Source organism: Stanieria cyanosphaera PCC 7437 (assembly GCF_000317575.1).
Classification (GTDB): Bacteria; Cyanobacteriota; Cyanobacteriia; order Cyanobacteriales; family Xenococcaceae; genus Stanieria; species Stanieria cyanosphaera.
The window spans coordinates 2,767,936-2,792,128 of record NC_019748.1; the positions used below are offsets into that span (position 1 = coordinate 2,767,936).

Sequence of the window (24,193 nt, forward strand, 5' to 3'; positions counted from 1 at the left end):
CCTTCAAGAAATTAAACGGGAGGGTTTAATTTGAGCGGAAATCATGCTTTTTCTAAATTAACGGCTGAATTTGCTTCCGAACGCCGAGAAGAAATAGCTAATAGAGCATCAAAATTAAAAACAGAAATGGCTCTGAAGGAATTACGTCAAGCATTTCAACTTTCTCAATCTGAATTAGCTTCAAAGCTCAACGTCAAACAACCAGCAATTTCTCGTCTCGAACAACGTACTGATATGTATGTTTCTCACTTACGTCAAATTATTGAGGCAATGGGAGGTCAATTAGATATAGTAGCCCGTTTTCGTGATGGTGAAGTCAAAATTACCAACTTTGATTTTACTAATTCTGCTTCGTAAGGGCGAACGGCCGTTCGCCCCTACATTAAATATTATTTTCTCAAATTTATTCGCTATCAATTTGCTTGAGAATCGCAGCAGCTTTTTCACATAAAAGCTCGTGACAATGACCATTAGTTGCTATGAGACAACCCCATTTTTTCACATCGCCTTGGTTGTAAAAAACAGGTTCGCCAGTTTCATAAGTAAACTTGCCACCAGCTTCGGTAAGAATCAATTCTGGTGCAGCAAAATCCCAATCTTTAGCAGCAGATTTACCAGACAGGGAGATATAAACATCAGATTCTTGTTCAAGGATGGTGGAGATTTTACCGCCGACACTACCCATGTATTTTTTACCTTTTAGGGGTAGAGCATCAATTAATTTTTGAAAACGTTCGTCACGATGAGAACGACTTACAATTAAGTATAACTCTTCGGGGGTAGAGCGATCGCTTACCTTAATCGGAGTAATTTGACCATCACGAGTTTCGACAAAAGTGCCATTGCCTTTAGAAGCGTAATATAATTTTCCTGCTTCAGGTATTGCCACGATCGCAATTACTGGACGACCTTGATAAGCTAGGGCAATATGTAAGCAATATTCTCCAGTTTTATCAATGAAGTCTCTAGTGCCATCGAGAGGATCGATAATCCAAACCCAATCATTAGCTACAGGTTCGGCTTTTTTAACATCAAAAGTTTCTTCAGAAAGATAGCCAAACTCTTCTGTTCCTAGTTCGGCTTGTAATTTGTTTAAAATGTAGTGATTGGCTTCTAAATCAGCAGTAGTTACTGGGCCGTCTTTTTTGTCTTCGTTAACATCAAGTTGGTCTTCTTTATCACCGCCATGATAATAGGAACTGAGAATATCAGCAGCACCCCAGCCTACGGAACGAGCTAGTTTGAGGATTTCTGCTAGCTTTTCAGATTGGTTGATGTTCAAAACGTTCCCCTTGTAAGATTCAATATTGTTGACAGGAATTATGACCCCATTGTAAACTCAACTGCAAGTTATTACAGTACAGTTCAAAGTTAAAGATGTATCCGCAATACATCTGTACAAAATTCAAAATTTATCATTCATTTTTAGTTGTGAGTTGACACAATCTAGGATAATAACCATTGCAGATGTGCTGGTAATAACTTAGCTAAATCATATTTTTCTAAAATGGTTTCTCTGGCTTTGATTCTAAGTTGTGCCATTTGATCTGGATGATTGAGTACTTCTTCAACTCGATTAGCAATAGCTTCAGGAGAGAAAAAATCTACTAATAAACCATTAACCTCATCTTCAATGACTTCGGTAACAGGTGCAGTATTAGAACCCACTACTAAACATCCTGTGGCTAAAGCTTCTAACATCGACCAAGATAGAACAAAAGGACGAGTTAAATAGATATGGACAGAAGATGCTTGTAAAACCTGAAGATATTCGTTATAAGGGATTAAATCGGTAAAATGTACCCGATTGAGATCTAGGGGAAATTTTGCTAGCATCTCTTCTTTATAGGTTTTACCATCAGGAAGACTTTTGCCGTAAGCTACTCGATTATTACCAACAATTACAAAATGACATTGGGGTCTTCTTTGTTGCAAGATCGAAATTGTTTCAATTAATTGGGGAAAACCTCGATAAGGTTCCATCCCTCTAGCTACATAGGTTACAACTTCTTCTGCTGTTGATAAATCTAAATTAATTCTAGGTAATCTTAATTTTGCACCTGGTTGGGGTTGAAAATAATTGGTATCAACACCATCATGTAAAACTTTAATTTTTTGATAAAATTCTGAAGGAAACTGTTTTCTTTGCCAATTAGTGGGAGACAAACCGCGATCGCAACTGACTAAATCGATTAAAATTGGTGCGTTTTTAACTCTTATTCTGGCTTCATCGTCGGCGTTAAGCGGTTCACTAGGATCGAAATCTGCATCCGAACTATGAGCATTATAAAACCATTCAAAATAACAAATAAAAGTACTTTTAGGAAAAATATCTTTAACAAATAAAGTAGGGCCCCAACCAGAATGACCATAAACTAGATCGGGAACGAAACCTTGTTCTTTTAAACTTTGTGCTAATCTATAAACGGCTTGACCTTCTAAAACTGCATTTTCTAAAGGTCGAACATAATGATGAGTTTCCGCTCTGGCTGTACGAGATTTTTCATAAATTGCTTTATAAACTCCAGCAATTTGTCCTTCACGGCGATTTGTTCCAAACACAACTTGATTATTTTTATCTTGCGCTAAAGCAGCAGCTAAATGCCGAAATTGAGCAGGAAAATTAGGATGTAAAAATAAAATTTTCATAAAAATTTACAAATAAATATTATTGCTAGCTCGGGTTAAATTGTGCCAAGTTTTAATCAAATTAGAGTTATCTTTGCAATTAAGTAATTATTGTATTTTTTTCTATATTTATTTTTAATAAATGTAATTATAATCATTGTTATTTTAAACACTTTGAACTAGAAAAAATAGTAAGTAAGATAACGCAAGGGACTAATAAATACTAAGATGATAAATCAGACAGTTTGATTTAATTAAAAATTACCTATGAGTTCCTTACGCGATCGCTTTAATCAATTTGCTGGTAAAACTCGTTTTGTAGTCTGTCGCATTTTTGTTCATCTAGCTGGTGAAGAAGTAGCACCTTTACTCGGAGTTCTCAATCGCGTTGCTAGAGACGCTGTAGATGCAGAAGGAGATTTAGAAGTTTTAGGCGAAGGATTGGTAGATATTTGTCAAAATCTTCTGCAAATGAGTACTTATTGGCAATCTGCTGCTAATGAAGGTAATGTTTTTTGGGATGAAGGAGAAGCGGGAGATTATGTTAATGAACTGTTTACCGATTCTGCACAAAGATATCTTTCTCAACCAGATTTGAATCAACCTCTAGGCGAAGATGAACTGTTAGCTTTACCTGTCACTCAGAATTTAGTTGTCATGATTGGAATCGCTTGTGAAGGAGAAGTACCCGATTTAGAAACGGATCTAGCTTATTTAGATGCTTTAGAAAACGGTCTGAAAACCATTATCAATCTTCACTACCAACATAAACTCCGCGCAATTCAAGTACATTTTTCTCCAGCACAATTGGGAGATCAACTAACAGACGATCAACTGCTGACTAATTTTCCCGAATTAATTCCCCTCTAAGTTCAAGTCAGAAAATATGTCAAAATTTACAACAGCAATAACTAAAATTTAAATCTATAACTATGCCAGGAAAACTTAAAAAAGGTGCATTAGTACGTGCGGTCAAAGAAAAATTAGAAAATAGTGTCGAAGCTACTGCAAGCGATCGCCGTTTTCCTTCTTATCTGTTTACCACTAAAGGCGAAATTCTGGAAATGGATGATGAATACGCCTTAGTAAAATTCTACGTTCCCACTCCCAATATTTGGCTACGCCTCGATCAATTAGAACTTGCTGACTAAAACTGAATCACTGTAAGAATTTTTCGGTTTTTAATAATTGTACGGACAGGGCGTTTAAGCACCTACTGATCAATGTAGAGACGTAACATGTTACGTCTCTGCTGATAATTGTACGGCGTTGCTTCGCCCCCTTCAGGAACATAAACTGTCCCTACCGATAACTGATACGAAACTCTTCCTTTGTGGCAACACCTCTGGTAGATTAAACCTAACCCCAATTTTAATTTTCTTTTAATTTTTAGGGGAAACGGCACGCTGATTTAACAACTACGGATAAGAGGCAATAGGAGGAAAATAACTGTGTCTAAAAAAAGTGTTGCAAGTCTAACCGAAGCAGACGTAGCAGGCAAAAGAGTTTTAGTCCGCGCAGACTTTAATGTGCCGTTAGATGATAGTGGAAACATTACTGATGACACTCGGATCAGGGCAGCTTTACCAACTGTTAAAGATTTAATTAGCAAAGGTGGTAAAGTGATTCTGTGCAGTCACATGGGTCGTCCTAAAGGTAAAGTTAACGACAGTATGCGTTTAACTCCTGTAGCTAAACGTTTATCAGAATTATTAGGACAAGAAGTTATTAAATGCGATGACTGTATCGGTGATGACGTTACCGCTACTATTAATGGTATGTCCAATGGTCAAGTAGCTTTACTCGAAAACCTCCGTTTTTATGCCGAGGAAGAGAAAAATGACCCAGAATTTGCTAAAAAATTAGCAGCTAATGCTGATTTATATGTCAATGATGCTTTTGGTACTGCACACCGCGCTCATGCTTCTACTGAAGGCGTAACTCACTACCTCAAACCTAGTGTAGCTGGTTACCTAATCGAGAAAGAGTTAGATTACCTCCAAAACGCGGTTGACAATCCTCAACGTCCTTTAGCTGCAATCATCGGCGGTTCTAAAGTTTCTAGTAAAATTGGCGTGATTGAAACTTTACTCGAAAAATGCGATAAGCTGCTGATTGGTGGTGGCATGATCTTCACTTTCTACAAAGCTCGTGGTTTAAAAGTTGGGAAGTCTTTAGTAGAAGAAGATAAATTAGAGTTAGCTAAATCTCTAGAAGCTAAAGCTAAAGAATTAGGAGTTGAGTTATTATTACCTACCGATGTCGTTGTCGCGGATAACTTTGCTCCCGATGCTAATTCTCAAACTGTTAGTATTGAAAATATCCCCGATGGTTGGATGGGATTAGATATTGGTCCTGATTCTGTCAAAGTATTCCAAGATGCTTTAGCAGATTGTAAAGCAGTAATTTGGAATGGTCCAATGGGTGTATTTGAATTTGATAAATTCGCCGTTGGTACAGAAGCGATCGCTCATACTTTAGCAGGTAAGAAAGATGCAGTTACCATTATTGGTGGTGGCGACTCAGTAGCAGCAGTGGAAAAAGTAGGTGTTGCCGATCAAATGAGTCACATTTCTACTGGTGGTGGCGCAAGTTTGGAGTTACTCGAAGGTAAAACTTTACCTGGTATTGTTGCTCTTGATGATGCTTAAAACTGCTGAAATTTAAAAAAACTGAATCATTAGTTTAAAGAAGGGGCTAAATTAATTTTTGCCCTTTTTTTGTGTTTCAAAAACCATAACTGGTAGGGGCGAACCGCCGTTCGCCCTTACAGAGTAAATGTTTCAAAGATAATCGGATCGAAACAGCATTTTAATCATGAACAATGTTACCAGAATGCTATTTTATGAATTGAGTAGTAAAGTGACTACATAGAAACATAAGTTTATAGCTAGGAAAAAATAATTAATTTATGAAATTGCGAGTTGTAGCAACATTCTTAATGGTTGGTTTAATCTACTTGACTAGTTTGATAGTCACACCAACTGCTTTAGCTTTAACCCCAATTAAGTTGTACGATCTTACCTATGAAGAATGTCCTGTAGGATCTAATCAAGGTTTAGTTTCTAGTGGAGATATGCGCCCTGCTAATTGCTTTTTGGTAAAGGGAAAAGCAAAAAACACTTCTGGTAAAACTGTAGTTGACGCAGATGTGTTTGGCAGAATTTACGATGCGAATGGTAATCCTGTGATGGAAAATCGAGGTAGAGTTGGGACAATTCTCGAAGTTCCTCCAGGGGTAAGTGATTTTCAAATTACGATTAGCGTTGCTGCTAACCAACCTACACCCCTGAAATTGGAACAATTTAAAGCCTCTGGTTTTGCTGGCAAAGTTCGTCCTTTTTATTACGATGACTTTGAAGGCTAGATTGCGCTAAGTAACATCGGGAGGGATTGTTGAACAAACTGTAATAGTAAAATAGCCAGAATCGGAGAAATATCTATCCCTCCTAGAGGAGGAATAAAAGAACGAAAAACATTAAGATAAGGATCGGTGATCGGACTTAAAAAAGCCATAGCTTGAAAAGCCCAATCAGCCGTTTGAAACCAAGAAAGCAAGATTCTGACAAACAGCAGAAACATATAGATCGATAGAAATGTATATAAGCTTTGTACGATAAAAGATAAACCCATAAATTTCCTGAGAATTATTAATTATTAGTTCTTTCATCATCTTAGCTTGACAGCTTCCAGAATTAAAGCTATCGAGAGGCTTCAATCTGTCTAACGACGGTTAAAGCGGAATAACTAACTCCTGCTGTACCTTCGCCTGGATGAGTAGAGTCTCCTACCAACCACAGCTTATTAATCGGGGTACGGGTGGCAATGCCAAAAGGACCAAAAGTTGAGATTCTTTGTCCCACTCCCCCAACTATTCCTTTTTCTCTAGCTGTAAATCGAGCAAAAGTGCGAGGAGTAGCTGCTTCCTGATGAATAATTGTTTCTGGAGTGAGATGAAAATATTGAGCTAAACGAGCGATCGCTTCTGTGGTATATTGTTGTTTTAATTGTTCGTAATCGTCTGGAGTTCCTTTCCACCACATCTCTACATCGGTAAAGGAAGAGGCGATAATGGTGGCACATCTTTCTGGCGCACGTCCATCTCCTGGTTTACTAACTGAAACAAATAAGGAGTTATTTTCACCGATTATCCCTTCGTAATCATAGATGAATTGTAAATGAGGAGGACATTCGACAGGAATTGCTTCTTGTTTGACTCCTAGATAAACCACAAATGCACCCGATGCGCTTGGTAGTTTCTCAATTCGGCGTTGATAATTTGAATAAGATTTTGTATCTAATAATTTAACTAAATTTTGAGCAGTGACATTGGCAACTATTTCATCAGCTTTTTCTTGCCAAACTTCTCCTGTCTTTTGATTGCGAATCGTAACCCCAATCGCTTTACCTGATTGAGTCTGAATCTCCTCTACTGTATGACGTAAATATAATTTACCACCAAATTTGGTCAATGCCTCCACCAAGCGATCGCTTAATGCCTGCATACTACCTTGAAGATGGTATAATCCTTGAGGTGATTGAGACACTGCTAAAGCTGTTGCTGCATATAACAGAGCGGTTTCATCGGCATTGACTTGAGAATAAAGTTTTAATTGTAAATCCAAAAAGGTTTTCAGCCTTTGATCTTTTTCCAAACCATAAAGTTTTAAAGCATCTCCTACCGTCATAAAGGTAAATGGTAGAGTAATTAAGGTATCTAATCGGACTGATTTTGCTAATTGCCAAACATCCCAAAAATTACGAGGCGGTAATACAGGATCTCGCTCTTGAAAATTCCAACTAGCGCGAAACAATTTCGCCATTAATTGCCAAAAAGGTTCACTACCAGGAAACTGTCTTTGTCTTTCTGCTTGCCACTGCTCTAAATTTCTCCAGACTTTAATTGGTTCAGTTTCTTGAGGTAAAAAAACCGCACAAGCAGGATCGCAAGGAGTAGCATCAGGTAATTCAACTTCCAATTCTTGAAAGATGCGATGATGAATGCCACCCTGTTCTAAACCTGCTACTTGAGTTGCACCCACATCAAAAGTAAAACCACGACGCTTAAAAGTAGATGCACAACCACCAGGTACAATCGCCTGATCAAAGATTAATACTTCATAACCACGACGAGCAAGTAAAGCTCCTGCTGTTAAACCTCCAATCCCCGCACCAATCACAATTACCCGAGATTGATGGTTGCCTCCTCGACTGCTCAACATAAATTTTCTTTGCATTTCTTAACACTTTCGATCATAATATAACGATTCTTCTAAGCTCGACTTTATCCATTGTGAGAGAAAAGTGAGGTCGAACAACGATACAGTATTTTTGAGTGTATCGTTAGGCTCGAAGCATGAGTTTTAATTTACCCGTTGAAATTATTAGTATTCTTTTACCTTTTGCTGGTCTGTTTTCTAAAAAGGTTTGGAACTACGTTCAAATCATGTTAATTGGTGCGATTTTAGCCACAGGAAAAAGAACTGTAACTTCAATATTAGAAGTGATGGGATTGTCTGCTGAGTCTAACTTCCAGAATTATCATCGGGTATTAAATCGTGCAGTTTGGTCAAACCTTCAAGCAAGCAAAATACTACTAACAACCTTAGTCATGACATTTATTCCTTGTGGCATAGTTGTCTGTGGAATAGACGATACGATAGAACGTCGAAAAGGCAAGAAAATAAAAGCTAAAGGTATTTATCGCGACCCAGTCAGGTCAAGTCATAGTCACTTTGTTAAGGTTAGTGGTTTACGTTGGTTGTCAATGATGTTGCTTGTGGAAATCCCTTGGGCAAAAAAGGTTTGGGGATTACCGTTTTTTACAACACTAGCTCCGTCTGAGCGTTATCATCAGCAATTACAACATCGACACAAAAAACTAACTGATTGGGCAAGACAGATGATTTTTCAAGTTAGACGATGGCTTTGGAATCGAGAACTGGTAGTAGTGGCAGATAGTAGTTTTACCTGTCTAGAATTACTTTCCTCAGTGAGCCAAACTACTTCTACTTCAATGATTACCCGTTTACGCTTGGATGCTGCTCTTTATGAACCTGCTCCATCAAGACCTACAGGTACTATGGGTCGTCCTCGTCTTAAAGGAACAAGATTGCCTAACTTGGAACAAATTCTCATTGATGCTGATACACAATGGTCAAAAATTACACTATCTAATTGGTATGGAGAAGCAAATCGCCCAGTTGAAATGTCAACTGGGGTAGCTGTCTGGTATCATACTGGACTACCTGTTGTGCCAATTCGCTGGGTTTTAGTCCGCGACCCTTTAGATAAATTTAGACCACAAGCTCTGTTGTGTACCAATCAAAGATATCAATCTCAACAGATTCTTGAATGGTTTTCGCGTCGTTGGCAAATAGAAGTAACTTTTGAAGAAGCTAGAAGACACTTGGGTATGGAAACTCAACGTCAGTGGTCAGATTTAGCAATTGCACGCACCACCCCTCTTATTTTAGGACTTTTTTCTCTAGTTACTCTTTTGGCTCATCGTTTACAAGCCAATTTTACTTGGACTACTAGACAAAAAAGTTGGTATGTTAAATCTCTACCTACTTTTTCTGATGCCTTAGCTTTAGTACGCCGATTTCTGTGGGCTAGCACTTTTTCGATATCATCTAAACCTACTGACATCATAAAAGTCCCTTGTTCTTTATTCAATCGTTTGAGAGATCTGGCTATTTATGCTGCTTGATTGGATAAAGTCGAGCTAAGCAATGAGGCATAAAGGAAGCTACTTTATTGGCTGTATTTGATTTGCTATTTGTAAATTTTTAGCTTAACTAAGGTAATTCTTGAGATTGATGTTACAACCAACCTAAATATTCTAGAGTGAAAGCATAACCAACTCTGTCCAGACCGATGGAAACTTCATTTCTATCCGTATTTCAAACTGCTAATTTGCGTCAAAGAAAAGTAGCTTATTCAAAATGGCATCGTTATCAATCGAAATGCTACATTCTTAGGACTCAAATGGGATTTGAACAGGTTAATGATTCTCGTCCTGTTGTTTGTCGTGGTTGTCTCAATTATCACGGTCAAGTATACGGTAATACTCGCGAAACACGAACCCGTTTAATCTGCGGTTTTCATCCCTACGGTTGGTTAGATTCTTCTCCTTGTCCTAATTGGGAAGGAAACGAACCAGTAAATGATTAAAATATCACGAATTTTTGCTAAAAAAGCGGTCGAAGACTAATTAATCGAGATATTCTAAAAAGACATAACCTATTCTTAAATTATTATATTAACTAAACTATGAGTCAAACTAAACCACAAAAACAACCATCCGATCTAAATACTAAATCCTCTGCCAAGAAAGCTACACCAATCCGTTGTTTTTTTGGAACTGTTGTTTCGGGAGGACTAGCTTTTGGATTGTATTCTTTAATGTCCTCAATTGTCCAAACCTATGCAACTAAGCCTGTAGTTGCTGATAATTTACTTGTACTAAGAATTACTGTGGCAGTTAGAACTTTAGTGATTGGAGTTGCTGCTTTGGGTGCAGGGGTTTTTGCTTTTGTTGCCCTAGGTTTGATGTTGTTAGGAATTCAACTAACTATTCAAAGTCTTAAAGAGGTTAGTAGTTAATACTGTTTCGTGACCTCCTTCGGACACCGAATCAAAGATTACGGTGCCGGCTTCCCTAGACTCACGACTAGGTTTTCCTGGTTATTTCCATTTCTGGTTTTCCACCACTTACCTAGATATGAAACAACAAGTTACTTCATATCCCCGGCAGACCGATTGCCCAGGCAGTTTCCATTCCCCACAGTCCATGGGTACAGCGTATCATTATGCATCCTTCCTGTCGGCAAACATTTTACGCAACCACCGAGCCTCCAATCGAGACTATTTCTTGGTTGCAACCCCCTATGTTTGATTTTCAAGGTTCTGCCAGTATTAGGTTTTTGTTTTTCGGTGTTCGGTTACTGGCAACCCATTCACACGCTTGCTACTTATTATAGAACAGCTAGAACTACTGGTAGATAAAGATATTATATCAAATTTGTCAACTATGACCGATAAACCTCGCCCGCCTATCCATCCCGTCTCCTATTCCTAACGGAATAAGGAGCGGGGCTTTCGGCGGATTAAGCTAAAAAGTCAAAAACTGAAATAACTATTTGATAAGTTTTAATAGTAGCTTTATTGATATCTATATTAATTAAAAAGATATTAATAAAATATTTGCGGTGTTATAAGCTACTATTTTTTCAAATTTATAACATTAATATAGTTTGACGCAGAGGCACGAAAGTCCAATTCCGTGCTTATTCCGCAGCACAATTATATTTACCTTCAAAAAACTTAGCTTCGATTAATCGCAATGCAGAAGACAACAGAAGAAAAATAGAAATACGTTTTATTCCTCAAAGCCTGCGTTCACTGGCGTTCCCCAGTCAATCCAATTGAATTTAATTAATTATGTAATTTCTTGGTTAAAAGAGAATGGAGTTTGTGCAACATTGAAACAACTCAGTACTCAAAGAACAGGTTCGTTTGCGCACACCTTTTTCATTATTTATATATTACCATGTCAAGATTATTTGTCAATAACAATATTTTTTTTATTGAAAAATTAAATTTCTCAGCCATCTGCATAAACTCAAATTAACCAACGTATAGAGTCAGTGAAAGGAAAACAACAACAACACAAACTCAAATCAAAACTATATCAACATGAAAAAATCCGTTTTAATCATTTCCACCATCGCTTTAGCTCTTTCTCCTGTAGCTGCCTTTGCCCAACAAGCACAAAACAATGTTCAAGCTGGTTCTAACAGCGCAGTTACCCATGGAGTAGGGAACTACACTAACCAAGGTGTTTATAACGACTTAAACCAAACTCAAGTTGGTGCAGATGGTTATGGAATCGATCCTCAAATTCAAAACTCAGTACAAGCTGGTCAAAACCAATCCTACACTGATGGTTATTACAATACTACTAATCAAGGTGTTTACAACAGTGCAGACCAAACTCAAGTTGATATCCCTGCATATCCTCATTAATAATTACTAAACTAAAACTACTCCAAAACGACAGATTAAGGTTCTGAATGACCTCAGAACCCTTTTTTTTATTTAAAAAAAAGTCTTATTTTTTTACCTTAACTATTTTTGATTAAATCTTTTGATCAAAAAGTTCTATTATAAAATTACTAGGCGTAATAACTTTGATTTGATTTTAAAATTTAGTCTTATTAATTTATTCATAAATATTTTGAAGTAAATTAAATCAATTTTGTAATTGTCTGCATAAACAAACTTAGCTCAACCTACTTACTTAATAATTGAAGAGAAACACAAACAACAACTGAGGTAAGTAAAATGAAACAAACTAATCAAAAAATAACTGCTACCGTAGCTTTAGCTTTAACTATCGGTGCTTCTACTCTAACTATTCCTAAACCTGCGGAGGCACAAATTTTAGAGCTAGCAACTGGTGCGCTCAATGCTTTATTTAATCGACCACCAAAACCGATTCCTAATCAAAACTATGCTTTTGGTACAAGTAACCTCAACGGCAATAACTTCAACTTCTGTCTTTTCCCCTGTACCCCTGGCATTGGTCAACCTTCTATTCCACAAGCTATTAGACCAACAGTACCATCAACAGGTGTAATGCCTTCTTCAGGTTCAGTTGTACCTTCTGGAGTACCTGGAGTTGTACCCCCTGGAGTTACACCTTCTGGAGTACCTCCTCAAACAGTACAACCAACTCCTCCTCGTCCAACCGTCGTTATTCCTCCGATTAAACTACCGATAAATCTTCCTTTTTAATTTATCTTATTCTTTTACTTACCTCAATGCGCTACTTGCTCTTACTGTTAGTAGCGTATTTTTTTTGCTCACAAAAACGAAGAGTTGAACTAAAAAAATCTTCAAACCCTTCAAGCAACCAATATAATCCTATTTTATGGCGTTTGTAGCGATTAATTATGGCAACACTCAACAGTAACTATCTCAAACTCAAAGCAGGTTATTTATTTCCCGAAATTGCAAGAAGAGTAAATATATTTGCAGAAGCTAATCCCGAAGCACAAATTATTAAACTAGGGATTGGAGATGTCACCGAACCTTTACCAGAAGCTTGTCGGACTGCGATGATTAAAGCAGTAGAAGACATGGGCGATCGCGCTACTTTCCACGGCTATGGCCCAGAACAAGGTTATCTTTGGTTAAGAGAGAAAATTGCTGCTGGTGATTTTCAGTCTAGAGGTTGCGACATCGATGCCTCGGAAATTTTTATTTCTGATGGTTCTAAATGCGACTGTGGTAATATCTTGGATATTTTTGGTAAAGATAATACCATTGCGGTAACTGACCCTGTTTACCCTGTTTATGTTGACACTAACGTGATGGCAGGTCATACAGGAGAAGCTAATGAACAAGGTGAGTACGAAGGCTTAATTTATTTGCCAATTTCTGCGGAAAATAACTTTACTGCCCAAATTCCCGACCAAAAAGTCGATTTGATCTATCTTTGTTTCCCCAATAACCCTACAGGTGCAACAGCGACGAAAGAACATTTGCAAGCTTGGGTAGACTATGCCAAAGCTAACGGCTCAATTATTTTATTTGATGCTGCTTACGAAGCATTTATTAGCGATCCTCAACTTCCCCATTCGATCTTTGAAATTGAAGGAGCAAAAGATTGTGCCATTGAATTTCGTTCTTTTTCAAAAAATGCAGGGTTTACAGGAACACGTTGTGCATTTACAGTTGTACCCAAAAACTTGACTGCTAAAGCTGCTGATGGCTCTGAAGTAGAACTGTGGAAGTTATGGAATCGTCGTCAAGCGACCAAGTTTAACGGTGTCTCTTATATTGTACAAAGAGGTGCAGAAGCAGTTTATTCTGAAGCAGGACAAGCGCAAATCAAAGCTTTAATCAGTTTTTACCTCGAAAACGCCAAAATCATTTGTGACAAGCTAACCGAAGCAGGATTGGCTGTTTACGGTGGTGTTAATGCTCCCTATGTCTGGGTACAAACTCCCAATGGTTTATCTAGTTGGGATTTCTTTGATAAGTTGCTTTACACTACTAATGTAGTTGGTACACCTGGTTCTGGTTTTGGGGCTGCTGGTGAAGGTTATTTCCGTATCTCTGCATTCAATAGTAGAGCTAATGTTGAAGAAGCAATGAAACGGATTACTGATAACCTTAAAATTTAAATTAAAAATAGAAGGATGAGGAGTAAAGAGTCTGCAATTTTCCTCATCTTTCGTTCTTAAGCAATAACTTGGTTATTTAAATTCAAGAATTTAATTAAAATGACTCTGGAATTACCACCCATTCGCGATCGCAATTTATTCAATCATGCTCTTACTCATCGTTCCTATCTTAATGAACATCATGAAGCGACACAACACAATGAACGTTTAGAATTTTTGGGCGATGCTGTATTGGGTTTTTTGGTTGGGGAATTGCTTTATAAAAAATATCCAGAGATGAGCGAAGCTCAATTAACTCGTTTGCGGTCTAAATTAGTAGATGAAACTCAATTAGGTAAACTCGGTCAACAATTGGGTTTGGGTAAATTGATGCGTTTAGGTAGAGGAGCGCAAAAAGATAAAGGTAGAGAAAATCCTTCTTTACTCAATGATACTTTTGAAGCGATTATTGGAGCTTATTTTCTCGATGCAGGAATTGATGCTGTTCGTGCTTACATTCAACCTATATTTATTCGTTTGGCAGAACAAATAGTTACCACACAAAGCAAAACCACTAAATCAACTTTTGTAGATAGTAAAAATCAATTACAACAATGGGCTTTAGCTCATCAAGGAGAAAATCCTGTTTATCAAATTATTGCTGAAGTTGGACCTCCTCACGCCAAAGAATTTACTGCTCAAGTTTCAATCAAAGGAGTAGTATATGGTCAGGGGAAAGGTCATCGTAAACAGGAAGCTCAAAAACAAGCAGCCGAAGCTGCTTTGAAGCAGTTAGACGCTTAATATGACAAAGCCTACGCCAAACCTAGTTTAAACATCGAATAACTTTGTCTGGAGCCTTTTAAAGATTGAAGTGTGAACTAATAACCAACCATACTGATAATCCTGAGATTATTGTGTTGTTTTAAGTCGATTTCATGAACTTTTTTAACGCATCATCGTAATACTGAAAATGGCTACCCTTCCTTGCTTACAATGTAGTCTTAAGTTTTTCTATATACTTTGGCATTCTCTAGAGAGGAAAACCAAATATGCCCAAACCTTTTACTCAAGTAGTAAAACCTTATAATGACGATCCTTTTATCGGTCATTTATCAACTCCAATTTCTGATTCTGATTTTGTCAGAACCTATATTAGGAATTTACCAGGATACCGTCGCGGACTTTCTCCTCTTCTACGTGGTTTAGAAGTAGGATTAGCTCATGGTTATTTTTTAGCAGGTCCTTGGACTGTCTTTGGTCCCCTGAGAGATTCTGAAGTTGCTAGTCTTGGCGGTTTAATTTGTGCTTTAGCTCTAGTTTTAATTGGTACTGCTTGTCTCTCTGTGTATGGTATCGTTTCCTTCCAAGGCAAACCTACTAATAGCGAAGACTCTCTTCAATCTTCTGAAGGTTGGAGTCAGTTTTCTGCTGGTTTCTTCCTTGGTGGTACTGGTGGCGCATTTGTCGCTTACTTCCTATTGCAGAATTTTGACGTTATCAATGGTATCCTTAGCGGTACTTTTAACTAACTAAATAATTGCACTAAAACATAAAAAGAGGAGAATCAATGTTATGACAGGTACTTACGCTGCTGCTTATTTACCCTGGATTTTCATCCCTGTTATTTGCTGGCTCATGCCTGCTGTGGTAATGGGACTTCTGTTTATTTATATCGAAAGCGAGATTTAAAAGCGACTAAATCAAGCTGGATTAAGATGATCATCCCTAGTTATTGAATTATCTAAGCTCCACCTACTTTAGGTTTGGAGCTTTTTTAACCAAGCTAGTTAAGGTTAATTGGACTCAAAATCTTCAATTTGATCGAGTCGAATTACCGTATCATCGCTTAATTTACACCAATCTGCACCATCCGCAGCATATACATCTACTATCTTTCCTCTAGCTTTTGCCCATTGACCATTTTCCTGTTTGTAAGTTAGGGAACATTCTTGCTTGAGAGTTGCGATCGCTTCTAAATGGTCGTATAATTCACAGCTTACAGGGGTGTAATTACTCATGAACTTTTTCCTTTGGTATATTATTATTTTTTCGATTTTATACAATTAGGCTGGACCAAAGCGTCTATACAAAGTCAATCAATTTAGTCGTTCAATAGTTATAATTTATCGCTGAAGAAGTCTTTGTTTTAAGAATCAGCGCATTTCTTTAAACAGCAAAAAACCTCATCAACTTACCAAGGTTAATATTAATATTTAAACTTGCCACGATTTTTGCAATTTTTCCCAAAAAGTAGCAAAAGTACGCTTAACTTCGTTTTGAAAATCCCAACGCTGAAAAGCTCTTTCGTATTCTTCACCTTGAGTTTGATAAGCTTTCCATCCATTGAGGGCAATACTCAAACCCCAAAATAATAAAATATAAATTGACCAGGTAATTGTTCCTGCGATCGCGATATTAAAAGATAGTAAAAAGATATTAATAATTAAATATTTAGTTAATCTTTGTTTAAATTGACTGCGACGATACAAATTAAAAGCTTCACGTTTTTCTTGAACAGCTTTTCGCTCAAACCAATCTTGTTCTGCTGCTTGTAAAGATTGACTATCGATCTCTAATTCTGATGCTATTTCCCAGAGTTGTTGTCTGGTTAATTCTTCGCCTTCTGCTTTACGAGCAAGAGCGATTTGGAGAATTTGCTGAATATCTTCTGGACTATAGCTTTCGGGATAGGACAGGGGAAAATTGGACATAGCTTCGTGATTATACCTCTTACTTTTATTATGCCCAAGACCTGATAAATGTGACCGTACTTTAAAAGACGGTTTTTACTATCTAGCGTCAGATGTTTTTGATTTTACATTTAGTTACAATCTCTTTGAGACTGAGGCGAAAACTAATATACTTCGCCACATAGAATAGGAGCAATACCTCATGAACGGTAATATTAGAATTGGGAACTTATTTGGCATCCCTTTCTATATCAATCCTTCTTGGTTTTTTGTTTTAGGATTGATAACTTTAACCTACGGAGCAAATTTAACGCGATTTCCGCAATTACAAGGAATAACACCTTGGATTTTGGGATTTTTTGCTGCCATACTTTTATTTTCTTCAGTTTTAGCCCATGAACTTGGTCATAGTTTTGTTGCGATCGCACAAGGTATTCAAGTTAAGTCAATTACTTTGTTTATTTTTGGTGGTTTAGCTACCTTAGAAAAGGAATCGGAAACACCACTACAGTCTTTTTTAGTTGCGATCGCAGGTCCTGGAGTTAGTTTACTTCTGTTTGCTCTCTTCACGGTAATAGGAATTACTGTACCTTTAAATGAACCGCTTGAAGCAATTGTTTCTTTACTAGCTTCGATTAATTTGGTGTTAGCTTTATTTAATCTGATTCCTGGTTTACCTTTAGATGGTGGTAATGTCCTTAAATCTATTGTCTGGAAAATCACAGGAAATCCTAACAAAGGAATTATTTTTGCGGGAAGAGTTGGTCAATTTTTTGGTTGGTTAGCAGTAATTATTGGCGCGTTAGCAATTTTAGGTGTTAGTCAAATAGGTAGTTTTTGGACGTTATTAATTGGTTGGTTTTTATTACAAAATGCTGGATTTGCAGCACAATCTGCTACTGTCCAAGAAAAACTGAGTCAATATACTGCTGAAGATGCAGTTATTCCTAATAGTCCTATTGTGTCAGGTAATCTTACTTTAAGAGAATTTGTAAATGATTACGTGATTGGTAAAAATCAATGGCAGAAGTTTTTAGTTACTAATGAAACAGGACAATTAATTGGTACTATTGCCACAGAAGATTTAAAACAAATTGCTACTTCTCAGTGGACAGAAACTTTAGTTAATGAACTTTTACAACCGATAGAAAGCATTGTTACTGTTCCCGCTAATCAATCTTTATTGAAAGTAATTCAATTAATTGAAACAAAAGATATTAAAGAATTAGCTGTGGTTAAAGAAGATGGTGTTGTGATTGGTTTACTAGAAAAATCTTCAATTATTAATCTGCTTCAACAAGAAGCTCAAGCTAATGGTAATTAAAATTTGTGATTTGACTTTCTTTTAAAATATCAAATACAGTCAAGTTATTGATTTTTGATAATTGTTGATAGTTAATTGTTTATCCACGTATGAAGGCAGCCTATAGCAGATTAAGTTATTAGTTGATTGTTGATTGTTTGTCCACAGATAAACCTTGTTACTGATTATTTTTGAGTAATTAGTAATTAGTAATTAGTAACTGATTAGCCATGAATTATTTATTTGATATTTGAAAAGTAATTTACTAAGGCAGTGGTTAATCCTTCTAAAGTATATTCTTGTGCCTCTACATCTACTCGATTAAATAATTCTTGACAGGTTTGAGAAGTTTGAGGCCCAATCGAAGCAAGACAAATATTTTCAAGCAAAGTTGTTAGCAAAATATCCGAATGACCCAACTCTTGTTGAACTAATTGATGAAAATTTCTGACTGTTTTAGAACTAGCAAATGTAATTGCATCTATCTGTTTTTGTTGTAGTGCTTGCCAAATTTCAGCAGTAATTTTTTGGGGACAACCAGATTGATAAGCAGGTACTTCTGTAACTTCTGCACCTTGAGTAGTTAATTCTTTCACTAGTATTTCTCTACCACCAGTTTCAACACGAGGAAAGAGAATTTTTTGCCCTTCTAAAACTTCAGGAAAATGAGCAACCAAAGAATCAGCTACAAAATCTGGGGGAATAAAATCTGGTTGCAGTTTTTTTCGTTGTAAAGTGGCAGCAGTTTTTTTACCAACCACTGCTATTTTAATTCCTGCTAAACTACGAGCATCCTTACCCAAAGTAGCTAAACGTTCAAAGAAATACTCTACGCCATTAGCAGAAGTTAAAATCAACCAATTAAATTGAGGCAAATTTGCGATCGCATTATCTAAAGTTTGCCAACTAGAGGGAGGCATAATTTCTAAGGCAGGCATTTCTAAAACTTTTGCCCCATGTTGTTGCAATAAATCGCGAAATTGACTAGATTGTTCGGCTGCGCGGGTAACTAAAATGGTTTTTCCTGTTAAAACGGCTGAAGATGGGGAAGATTGTAACTGACTAGCTAAATCCACAACTTTACCTATAACTATTACTGCTGGAGAAAGAGAAATCCCCCTTGTTCGATCTACTATATCGGTTAAAGTACCTTGAAAAATTTTTTGTTCGGGACGACTACAGTTACAAATAATTGCTACTGGTTCATCAGCAATTCTGCCACAAGCTAATAATTTAGTAACGATTTCTGCTAAATAACGTGTTCCCATCAGTATTACCAAAGTATCGATTTTAGCTAAAGCATTCCAATCGAGTAATTCTGGTTGATGTCCGCTTAAGACTGCAAAACAATTACTTAAATATTTATCAGTTAAGGGAATACCAGCGAAGGTAGGGGCAGCTAAAACTGAAGAAATCCCTGGCACAACTTCAAATGCACATTCGGCAGCAACTAATGCTTCAATTTCTTCTCTAACTCGACCAAAAATAAACGGATCGCCACTTTTTAATCTAACTACTTGTTTGCCTTGTAAACAATAAGCAACTAATAATTGATTGATTTGTGCTTGGGGGGTACTTGGTTGCCCTCCTCTTTTCCCTACATCTAACTTGAGACAGTTTGGTGAGACTAAAGTTAATAAGTCTGAATCGACTAGGGCATCATAAATTAAGACTTCAGCTTCAGTGAGTAACTGTTTCCCTCTTAAAGTAAGGTACGCAAGTTCACCAACGCCAGCACCTACTAAATATACTTTCCCTAGGTTTTGCATTTTAATAACTCTTCTACGATTCGACTTAAACCCACAGAATTAGAAGCTTTAACTAAAATGCGATCGCCTTTAGTAATTTCTGCTTGCAATGTACTAATCAAATCTTGATGATTATCAAAACATTCGTAACTAATTCCTTGGGCAGCAGTAGCAATTGCTTCTGTTTCTGGTTCATCGACTAAAACAAATAATCGATCTAAATCTAATTCCTTAACTTTTTCTCCTACCTGATGATGTAGCTGTGCTGAATATTTTCCTAATTCTTTCATCGTTCCCAAAACAGCCAAATGTCTTGTTCCTGGAGTATCTTTGAGCATTTGCAAAGATGCAATCATCGACTCAAAACCAGCATTGTAGGTTTCATCGAGAATAACTATATTGTCTTGAATTTCATAACGACGAGCGCGCCCTTTGGGTAACTCTACTGTCAATCCTGGGCTTAAAAGATCGAGATCAAGCTCTAAAACTTTAGCAACTGCGATCGCAGCTAGATAATTACTAGCATTATGAATTCCTGCTAAGGGTAAAGGAAACTCTCGCCCTTCTACTTTCAGGATATTATCCTCAAGTAATTCTCCTTTTAAATCTCCTCCTGCCAAACCATAAGTTAAAGTTTCTCCGTGCCATACCTTGGCAGCCGTTTGCAGCAGTAACGGATTATCATGGTTTAAAATCGCTACGCTACTAAGAGGCATTTGAGCAAGTAGTTCACATTTCGCTCTAGCGATCGCTTCTTTTGAACCCAATCTACCAATATGTGCTGTCCCCACATTAGTAATTACGCCAATTGTCGGACGAGTAAGATTGGTTAATAAAGCAATTTCTCCAGTAGCCCTCATTGCCATTTCAATTACCGCATAATCATGACCGCTACGTAATTCTAAAAGAGTTTTAGGTACACCAATTTCATTATTATAGTTAGCTTCAGTTTTTAAAACTTTTCCTTGAGTATTTAAAACCGCAGCAATTAACTCTTTAGTCGTTGTTTTTCCCACTGAACCAGTAATTCCAATCACAGGAATATCAAAACAATTGCGCCACCAATTGGCAATCTGTTGATAAGCAACTAAAGTATCTGAAACAATTAATTGAGGTGTGTCTGTAACTAAAGATAATGCTCGCGACAAAATTAAAGCGATCGCGCCTTTTTCAACGGCTACTGAAGCAAAGTTATGTCCATCAAAATTTTCTCCTGATAAAGCTACAAATATTTCTCCTGGTTTGAGATTTCTCGTATCTGTAGTAATTCCTGTAGCTGATTTATTTAACTCACTCTCAGTTAGTTTAATGTGATCTAAATCGAGGATTTTACTGAGTTCATGTAGAGATATCATAATTTTTATACCATTAACTACTGATCTTAAACTAAAGCTTAGTAAAAAAATAATAAAACAAAATTTATTTATAAGTATTTAGACAAAATTATTAGCACGTTTGTTAAAGTTTCTTCAGTAAATACTATCAAGTTATCTTTTAAAAGTCTTGACTAAAAAAATACATTATTATCGGTTTTTTGGCTTTATTATAAAGAACAAATAAAAAATTAGATTATTCATCAAGTTTTCCCGAAAAATAAATAAAGGGAGGGCTAATAACTGTGGAAAATCATTTAAATAAACTTTATTTATCAAATACTGAAAAAGAACAACAAATTATCTACAATCATTTTCTTCAAGCTACTCAAACAGATTCACCTGAAAGAGTAATTGAAAAATTTCGTTATTTATTTATTAAAGCCACGGGTTACGACGATAACAATGTTCGTTTAGCATTAGAAAAAATTGTTAATAGCCAAACAGCTAATGACGAGTTTACCTTTATTTTGAATCGTTGCTGTCACATTATTATTAATCGCTGGCAGATGCAAAGCGATCTTAAAAAGCATATACCCGAATTAATTGCTCAGTTTGAGCAAGCTTTACCTCCTGGTGGAGCTAATTCTCGTACTTCTCGAAAACTAAGACAATTAATTAAAGACTTTCAAACTCACGAACATTATCTCAAATTACAACGTTTAGCTAAAGTTATCGGCGAAACCCAAGAAAACAATTTTAATAAATCTCAATCTATAGGTAACCTCATTCAACGTTATCCATATCTACATCAACATTGCTTACTCAGTGAAGACAGTAGTTACGAATTTAAACAAACCGTTAAAAAAATCCAAAAAAATATTCAAAGAAGTTACGAAGTTAATCTCTCTCAATATGTTACTTATCGAGTAAGATTAGTACAAAAAACTTCTCCTAATCACAATTCTCAAATCAATAAAATCTCCGTAACCCAAATCCAACCTGTTCAAAATCCCACGTTATTGAGCGATCAAGAGTTAGTTACTGCTTTGCGTCAGTATGTAGGCAAAGTAGAAAAAGGTTATAGCTATCGCGATTTGTCTCAAAATTTTCTTACTTGTCAAGCTCAAACTAGCTCATACAAAGCTTTTAAACAAGATTTATACGAATATCTAATGTTTGGTATAGAAGGCAAATACGCTAAACACCAATTTAATCATAGACTTTGTCATTATTTACAAAACATTTTTCCTGATTGTGATTCTCAAAAATTCAACGAGTTTTTGATGATTCGTACTTGTTCTCAATTACTCAAATTATTAATAGTTGATAGCAAACAAAATCCTAGTCACTACTTATTTGTCGATTTAATTACTAATTTAGGAGAAACCAAGGTAGTGGGATTATTGCTCAAAATAGTACTGTTGTGTCAAAAAATCAAACCTTATTTAGAACAAAGATTTTCAATTCTCTTTAGTCATTACGAATCCTTTAGCAAAGAAGGTGTTCCTTGGCTAATCAAATCTTTAGAAAATCTTCAAATCGCTTTTAGCATCCACTTTGGCAAAGCAGATTTATCTTTAGTCAAAATTATCTGAGGCTAAAATAGGACGAAAGCTATTATATTTTTGTTATTTGAGTGGTTAAATCTAACTTAAATTTTACTTGGCAAGAACTTAATCAAGAAAAAGCGATACTGTACGAATACTTTCGCCAATATCTCAGTAATCAATCTCCTACAGAGGTATTGGATGAATTTCGTTGTTTATTTATAGAAGGAAGAAGTAAACAGCTTAATGCCAGAGAAGCACTTGAGAAAATTGTGTTTTCTCAGCAAGGACAGGAAAAATTTGATTATATTATTAATCATTGCTGCCATATTATTATTAATTATTGGTCAAATAAACCAGAATTACAAGAATTTATTCCTCGTTTAATTGATATTTTTAATTCGGTAAATCCTCAAATTAATTATTATGACCGCCGAAAAAAGCGACTCTTAAAATTAGTTTGTGATTTTAAAAATACAGAGCAATATTTAAAATTAACGAGATTAGTAGAGTTACTAAGTTCCAGTCAAACAATAGATTTGTCAAACAATAAAAATGTTGGGGATTTAGCGAAACGTTATTTTTATTTATACAAAGATTTATTATTAGGAGACGAACATAGTCAAGAAGAGAAAAAAATGATTAGAGAAATTCGTAAAAATAATCAAAAATGCTTTGAGTTTCAACTATCTCAACATATTATTTATCGCGCTAGATTAGTACAAATTGCTCGCGCTCGTCAAATTTCTCAGGGAGCAGGAAGAATTATTAGAAGAGTTAATAACCCAACTTTGCTATCAGAAAAAGATTTAAAAATAGCAATCAAACAATACATGGGTAAAATTAATCAAGAAGGAACAATTTGGCAATCAGCACAAAAATTTTTAACTGAAAACAAATTCCGTCGTTCGTATCGAGAATATCATCGTGATTTATATCGCTATTTAATTAATTCAATCTCACCCAAACAAGAAGATTATCAATTTGCCAATAAACTTAAACAAATTTTTAATCAAATTAAATCTCCCAGTAATTCTCCAGAATTGACTGATGTAGCAATGTTATCTACTTGTAGACAGTTATTAAAATATTTAGTAGCAGCAACTTATAAGCAACCAGAACATTATCAATTTATTGAGCTAGTTAAATGTTTGGGAACTGTTCAAACTATTACTTTACTAATTAAAATAGTTTTAATTTGTCCTCAAGCCAAACCTGATTTAGAAAAAAGATTTGCTATTTTATTTACTCATTATCAATCTTATAAACTTACAGAAGTTCCTTGGTTAGTAAAATCTTTAGAGCATCTTTTAGTTGCTTTTAGTATTTATTTTGGCAAAATAGATCTATCAATTGCTAAGATTATCTAAATTCTTCTCTTAAAACGTAGCCAACTCTTCATACTGTGTGAATTAATCTTGTTTCGTATTCGGCTTCTAGTTTGAGGCGTAAATAACGAACGTATACTTCAATGATATTTGAATCTCCCATAAAATCATAACCCCAAACTCTTTCAAGAATTTGATTGCGAGTAATACGAAATCCGATTACAAAAACATACTTTTGAGCAAAGATTTTAATTAGGCTCAAATACTTCTGCCTCCGTCTTCTTGCCTTGATCTTGCTTTTAAGTATTGTATCTAAACTAATTTGTTAAATAATCATCTGCGCCAGCGAAGCTGACCGCTTCTGGGCGAGATCGCGCTTCTTCATTTTGAGCTTTTAATAAAATAAAAATTTTTGAACTGTCAAGCACTCTGGTTCGGTCAAGTTGGTGTTACATA

25 protein-coding genes and 1 pseudogene are annotated in these 24,193 nt (G+C 36.0%); 17 read left to right on the top strand and 9 right to left on the bottom strand.

The window, feature by feature from the left end:
• Positions 1-30 precede the first annotated feature (30 nt).
• Positions 31-357 (top strand): XRE family transcriptional regulator, encoded by a 327-nt coding sequence (locus STA7437_RS12010; protein WP_015193651.1) that lies wholly within the window; start codon positions 31-33, stop codon positions 355-357.
• A 46-nt stretch (positions 358-403) separates the two neighbouring features.
• On the opposite strand, the gene STA7437_RS12015 is transcribed toward STA7437_RS12010, so the two are convergent.
• Both STA7437_RS12015 and STA7437_RS12020 read right to left on the bottom strand, forming a co-directional pair.
• The gene (locus STA7437_RS12015; protein WP_041619978.1) at positions 404-1,276 is read right to left on the bottom strand and encodes a 3'(2'),5'-bisphosphate nucleotidase CysQ family protein; all 873 of its coding nucleotides are present in this window, start codon (positions 1,274-1,276) and stop codon (positions 404-406) included.
• A gap of 170 nt (positions 1,277-1,446) precedes the next feature.
• The gene (locus STA7437_RS12020) at positions 1,447-2,649 is read right to left on the bottom strand and encodes a glycosyltransferase family 4 protein (RefSeq protein WP_015193653.1); all 1,203 of its coding nucleotides are present in this window, start codon (positions 2,647-2,649) and stop codon (positions 1,447-1,449) included.
• Positions 2,650-2,895: 246 nt separating this feature from the next.
• On the opposite strand from STA7437_RS12020, the gene STA7437_RS12025 reads away from it, so the two are divergent.
• The 4 genes from STA7437_RS12025 (at position 2,896) to STA7437_RS12040 (ending at position 5,995) form a co-directional block, all read left to right on the top strand.
• On the top strand, positions 2,896-3,498 hold the full coding sequence (locus tag STA7437_RS12025; RefSeq protein WP_015193654.1) for a DUF1517 domain-containing protein: 603 nt from the start codon (positions 2,896-2,898) through the stop codon (positions 3,496-3,498).
• A 62-nt stretch (positions 3,499-3,560) separates the two neighbouring features.
• Positions 3,561-3,779 carry an NAD(P)H-quinone oxidoreductase subunit O gene (gene ndhO / locus STA7437_RS12030; RefSeq protein WP_015193655.1) on the top strand — a complete coding sequence of 73 codons (219 nt, stop codon included), beginning with the start codon at positions 3,561-3,563 and terminating at the stop codon, positions 3,777-3,779.
• Positions 3,780-4,079: 300 nt separating this feature from the next.
• The gene (locus tag STA7437_RS12035; protein WP_015193656.1) at positions 4,080-5,279 is read left to right on the top strand and encodes a phosphoglycerate kinase; all 1,200 of its coding nucleotides are present in this window, start codon (positions 4,080-4,082) and stop codon (positions 5,277-5,279) included.
• A 260-nt stretch (positions 5,280-5,539) separates the two neighbouring features.
• Positions 5,540-5,995 carry a hypothetical protein gene (locus STA7437_RS12040; RefSeq protein ID WP_015193657.1) on the top strand — a complete coding sequence of 152 codons (456 nt, stop codon included), beginning with the start codon at positions 5,540-5,542 and terminating at the stop codon, positions 5,993-5,995.
• On the opposite strand, the gene STA7437_RS12045 is transcribed toward STA7437_RS12040, so the two are convergent.
• Positions 5,992-6,261 carry a YggT family protein gene (locus STA7437_RS12045; RefSeq protein WP_015193658.1) on the bottom strand — a complete coding sequence of 90 codons (270 nt, stop codon included), beginning with the start codon at positions 6,259-6,261 and terminating at the stop codon, positions 5,992-5,994. The two genes, STA7437_RS12040 and STA7437_RS12045, sit on opposite strands and share 4 nt — an antisense overlap.
• 68 nt (positions 6,262-6,329) lie before the next feature.
• A complete protein-coding gene (gene crtD, locus STA7437_RS12050) occupies positions 6,330-7,850 on the bottom strand; it encodes a C-3',4' desaturase CrtD (protein WP_041619367.1) in 1,521 nt (506 codons plus the stop codon).
• 134 nt (positions 7,851-7,984) lie between these two features.
• Between crtD and STA7437_RS12055 the strand changes: the two genes are divergently transcribed.
• The 9 genes from STA7437_RS12055 (at position 7,985) to STA7437_RS12095 (ending at position 15,494) form a co-directional block, all read left to right on the top strand.
• On the top strand, positions 7,985-9,340 hold the full coding sequence (locus STA7437_RS12055; protein WP_015193660.1) for an IS701 family transposase: 1,356 nt from the start codon (positions 7,985-7,987) through the stop codon (positions 9,338-9,340).
• A 167-nt stretch (positions 9,341-9,507) separates the two neighbouring features.
• Positions 9,508-9,804: a hypothetical protein gene (locus STA7437_RS12060; protein ID WP_015193661.1), complete on the top strand. Its 297-nt coding sequence runs from the start codon at positions 9,508-9,510 to the stop codon at positions 9,802-9,804.
• A gap of 99 nt (positions 9,805-9,903) precedes the next feature.
• Positions 9,904-10,236, top strand: coding sequence for a DUF3082 domain-containing protein (locus STA7437_RS12065; RefSeq protein WP_015193662.1), 333 nt, complete (start codon positions 9,904-9,906; stop codon positions 10,234-10,236).
• A gap of 1,092 nt (positions 10,237-11,328) precedes the next feature.
• A complete protein-coding gene (locus tag STA7437_RS12070) occupies positions 11,329-11,658 on the top strand; it encodes a hypothetical protein (protein WP_015193664.1) in 330 nt (109 codons plus the stop codon).
• Between the two features lie 318 nt (positions 11,659-11,976).
• Positions 11,977-12,429 (top strand): hypothetical protein, encoded by a 453-nt coding sequence (locus STA7437_RS12075; RefSeq protein WP_015193665.1) that lies wholly within the window; start codon positions 11,977-11,979, stop codon positions 12,427-12,429.
• A gap of 158 nt (positions 12,430-12,587) precedes the next feature.
• Positions 12,588-13,823: an LL-diaminopimelate aminotransferase gene (locus STA7437_RS12080; protein ID WP_015193666.1), complete on the top strand. Its 1,236-nt coding sequence runs from the start codon at positions 12,588-12,590 to the stop codon at positions 13,821-13,823.
• Positions 13,824-13,922: 99 nt separating this feature from the next.
• Positions 13,923-14,606: a ribonuclease III gene (gene rnc, locus STA7437_RS12085; RefSeq protein ID WP_015193667.1), complete on the top strand. Its 684-nt coding sequence runs from the start codon at positions 13,923-13,925 to the stop codon at positions 14,604-14,606.
• Positions 14,607-14,854: 248 nt separating this feature from the next.
• Entirely contained in the window at positions 14,855-15,334 is a 480-nt protein-coding gene (locus tag STA7437_RS12090) for a photosystem I reaction center protein subunit XI (protein ID WP_015193668.1), read from the top strand.
• A 43-nt stretch (positions 15,335-15,377) separates the two neighbouring features.
• Positions 15,378-15,494, top strand: coding sequence for a photosystem I reaction center subunit VIII (locus tag STA7437_RS12095; RefSeq protein WP_015193669.1), 117 nt, complete (start codon positions 15,378-15,380; stop codon positions 15,492-15,494).
• 104 nt (positions 15,495-15,598) lie between these two features.
• Here STA7437_RS12095 and STA7437_RS12100 read toward each other — a convergent pair whose 3' ends face one another.
• Together STA7437_RS12100 and STA7437_RS12105 are read right to left on the bottom strand one after the other, a co-directional pair.
• Positions 15,599-15,823, bottom strand: coding sequence for a ferredoxin reductase domain-containing protein (locus tag STA7437_RS12100; RefSeq protein WP_015193670.1), 225 nt, complete (start codon positions 15,821-15,823; stop codon positions 15,599-15,601).
• Positions 15,824-16,018: 195 nt separating this feature from the next.
• A complete protein-coding gene (locus STA7437_RS12105; RefSeq protein ID WP_015193671.1) occupies positions 16,019-16,516 on the bottom strand; it encodes a 2TM domain-containing protein in 498 nt (165 codons plus the stop codon).
• A gap of 181 nt (positions 16,517-16,697) precedes the next feature.
• Here STA7437_RS12105 and STA7437_RS12110 point away from each other — a divergent pair, with 181 nt between their 5' ends.
• Complete coding sequence (locus STA7437_RS12110; RefSeq protein ID WP_015193672.1) at positions 16,698-17,819, top strand: site-2 protease family protein; 1,122 nt, start codon at positions 16,698-16,700, stop codon at positions 17,817-17,819.
• Positions 17,820-18,037: 218 nt separating this feature from the next.
• Here the strand turns inward: STA7437_RS12110 and cobA are convergent, their stop codons facing one another.
• Complete coding sequence (gene cobA, locus STA7437_RS12115) at positions 18,038-19,567, bottom strand: uroporphyrinogen-III C-methyltransferase (RefSeq protein WP_015193673.1); 1,530 nt, start codon at positions 19,565-19,567, stop codon at positions 18,038-18,040.
• Complete coding sequence (locus tag STA7437_RS12120; protein WP_015193674.1) at positions 19,555-20,901, bottom strand: UDP-N-acetylmuramoyl-tripeptide--D-alanyl-D-alanine ligase; 1,347 nt, start codon at positions 20,899-20,901, stop codon at positions 19,555-19,557. The genes cobA and STA7437_RS12120 overlap by 13 nt, the downstream gene beginning before the upstream one ends.
• A 263-nt stretch (positions 20,902-21,164) precedes the next feature.
• Between STA7437_RS12120 and STA7437_RS12125 the strand changes: the two genes are divergently transcribed.
• Both STA7437_RS12125 and STA7437_RS12130 read left to right on the top strand, forming a co-directional pair.
• Complete coding sequence (locus STA7437_RS12125; protein ID WP_015193675.1) at positions 21,165-22,457, top strand: hypothetical protein; 1,293 nt, start codon at positions 21,165-21,167, stop codon at positions 22,455-22,457.
• A gap of 41 nt (positions 22,458-22,498) precedes the next feature.
• Positions 22,499-23,779: a hypothetical protein gene (locus STA7437_RS12130; protein WP_015193676.1), complete on the top strand. Its 1,281-nt coding sequence runs from the start codon at positions 22,499-22,501 to the stop codon at positions 23,777-23,779.
• 28 nt (positions 23,780-23,807) lie between these two features.
• Here STA7437_RS12130 and STA7437_RS12135 read toward each other — a convergent pair.
• Positions 23,808-23,945 (bottom strand): annotated as a pseudogene (locus tag STA7437_RS12135) (winged helix-turn-helix domain-containing protein); the annotation flags it as partial.
• Positions 23,946-24,193 lie beyond the last annotated feature (248 nt).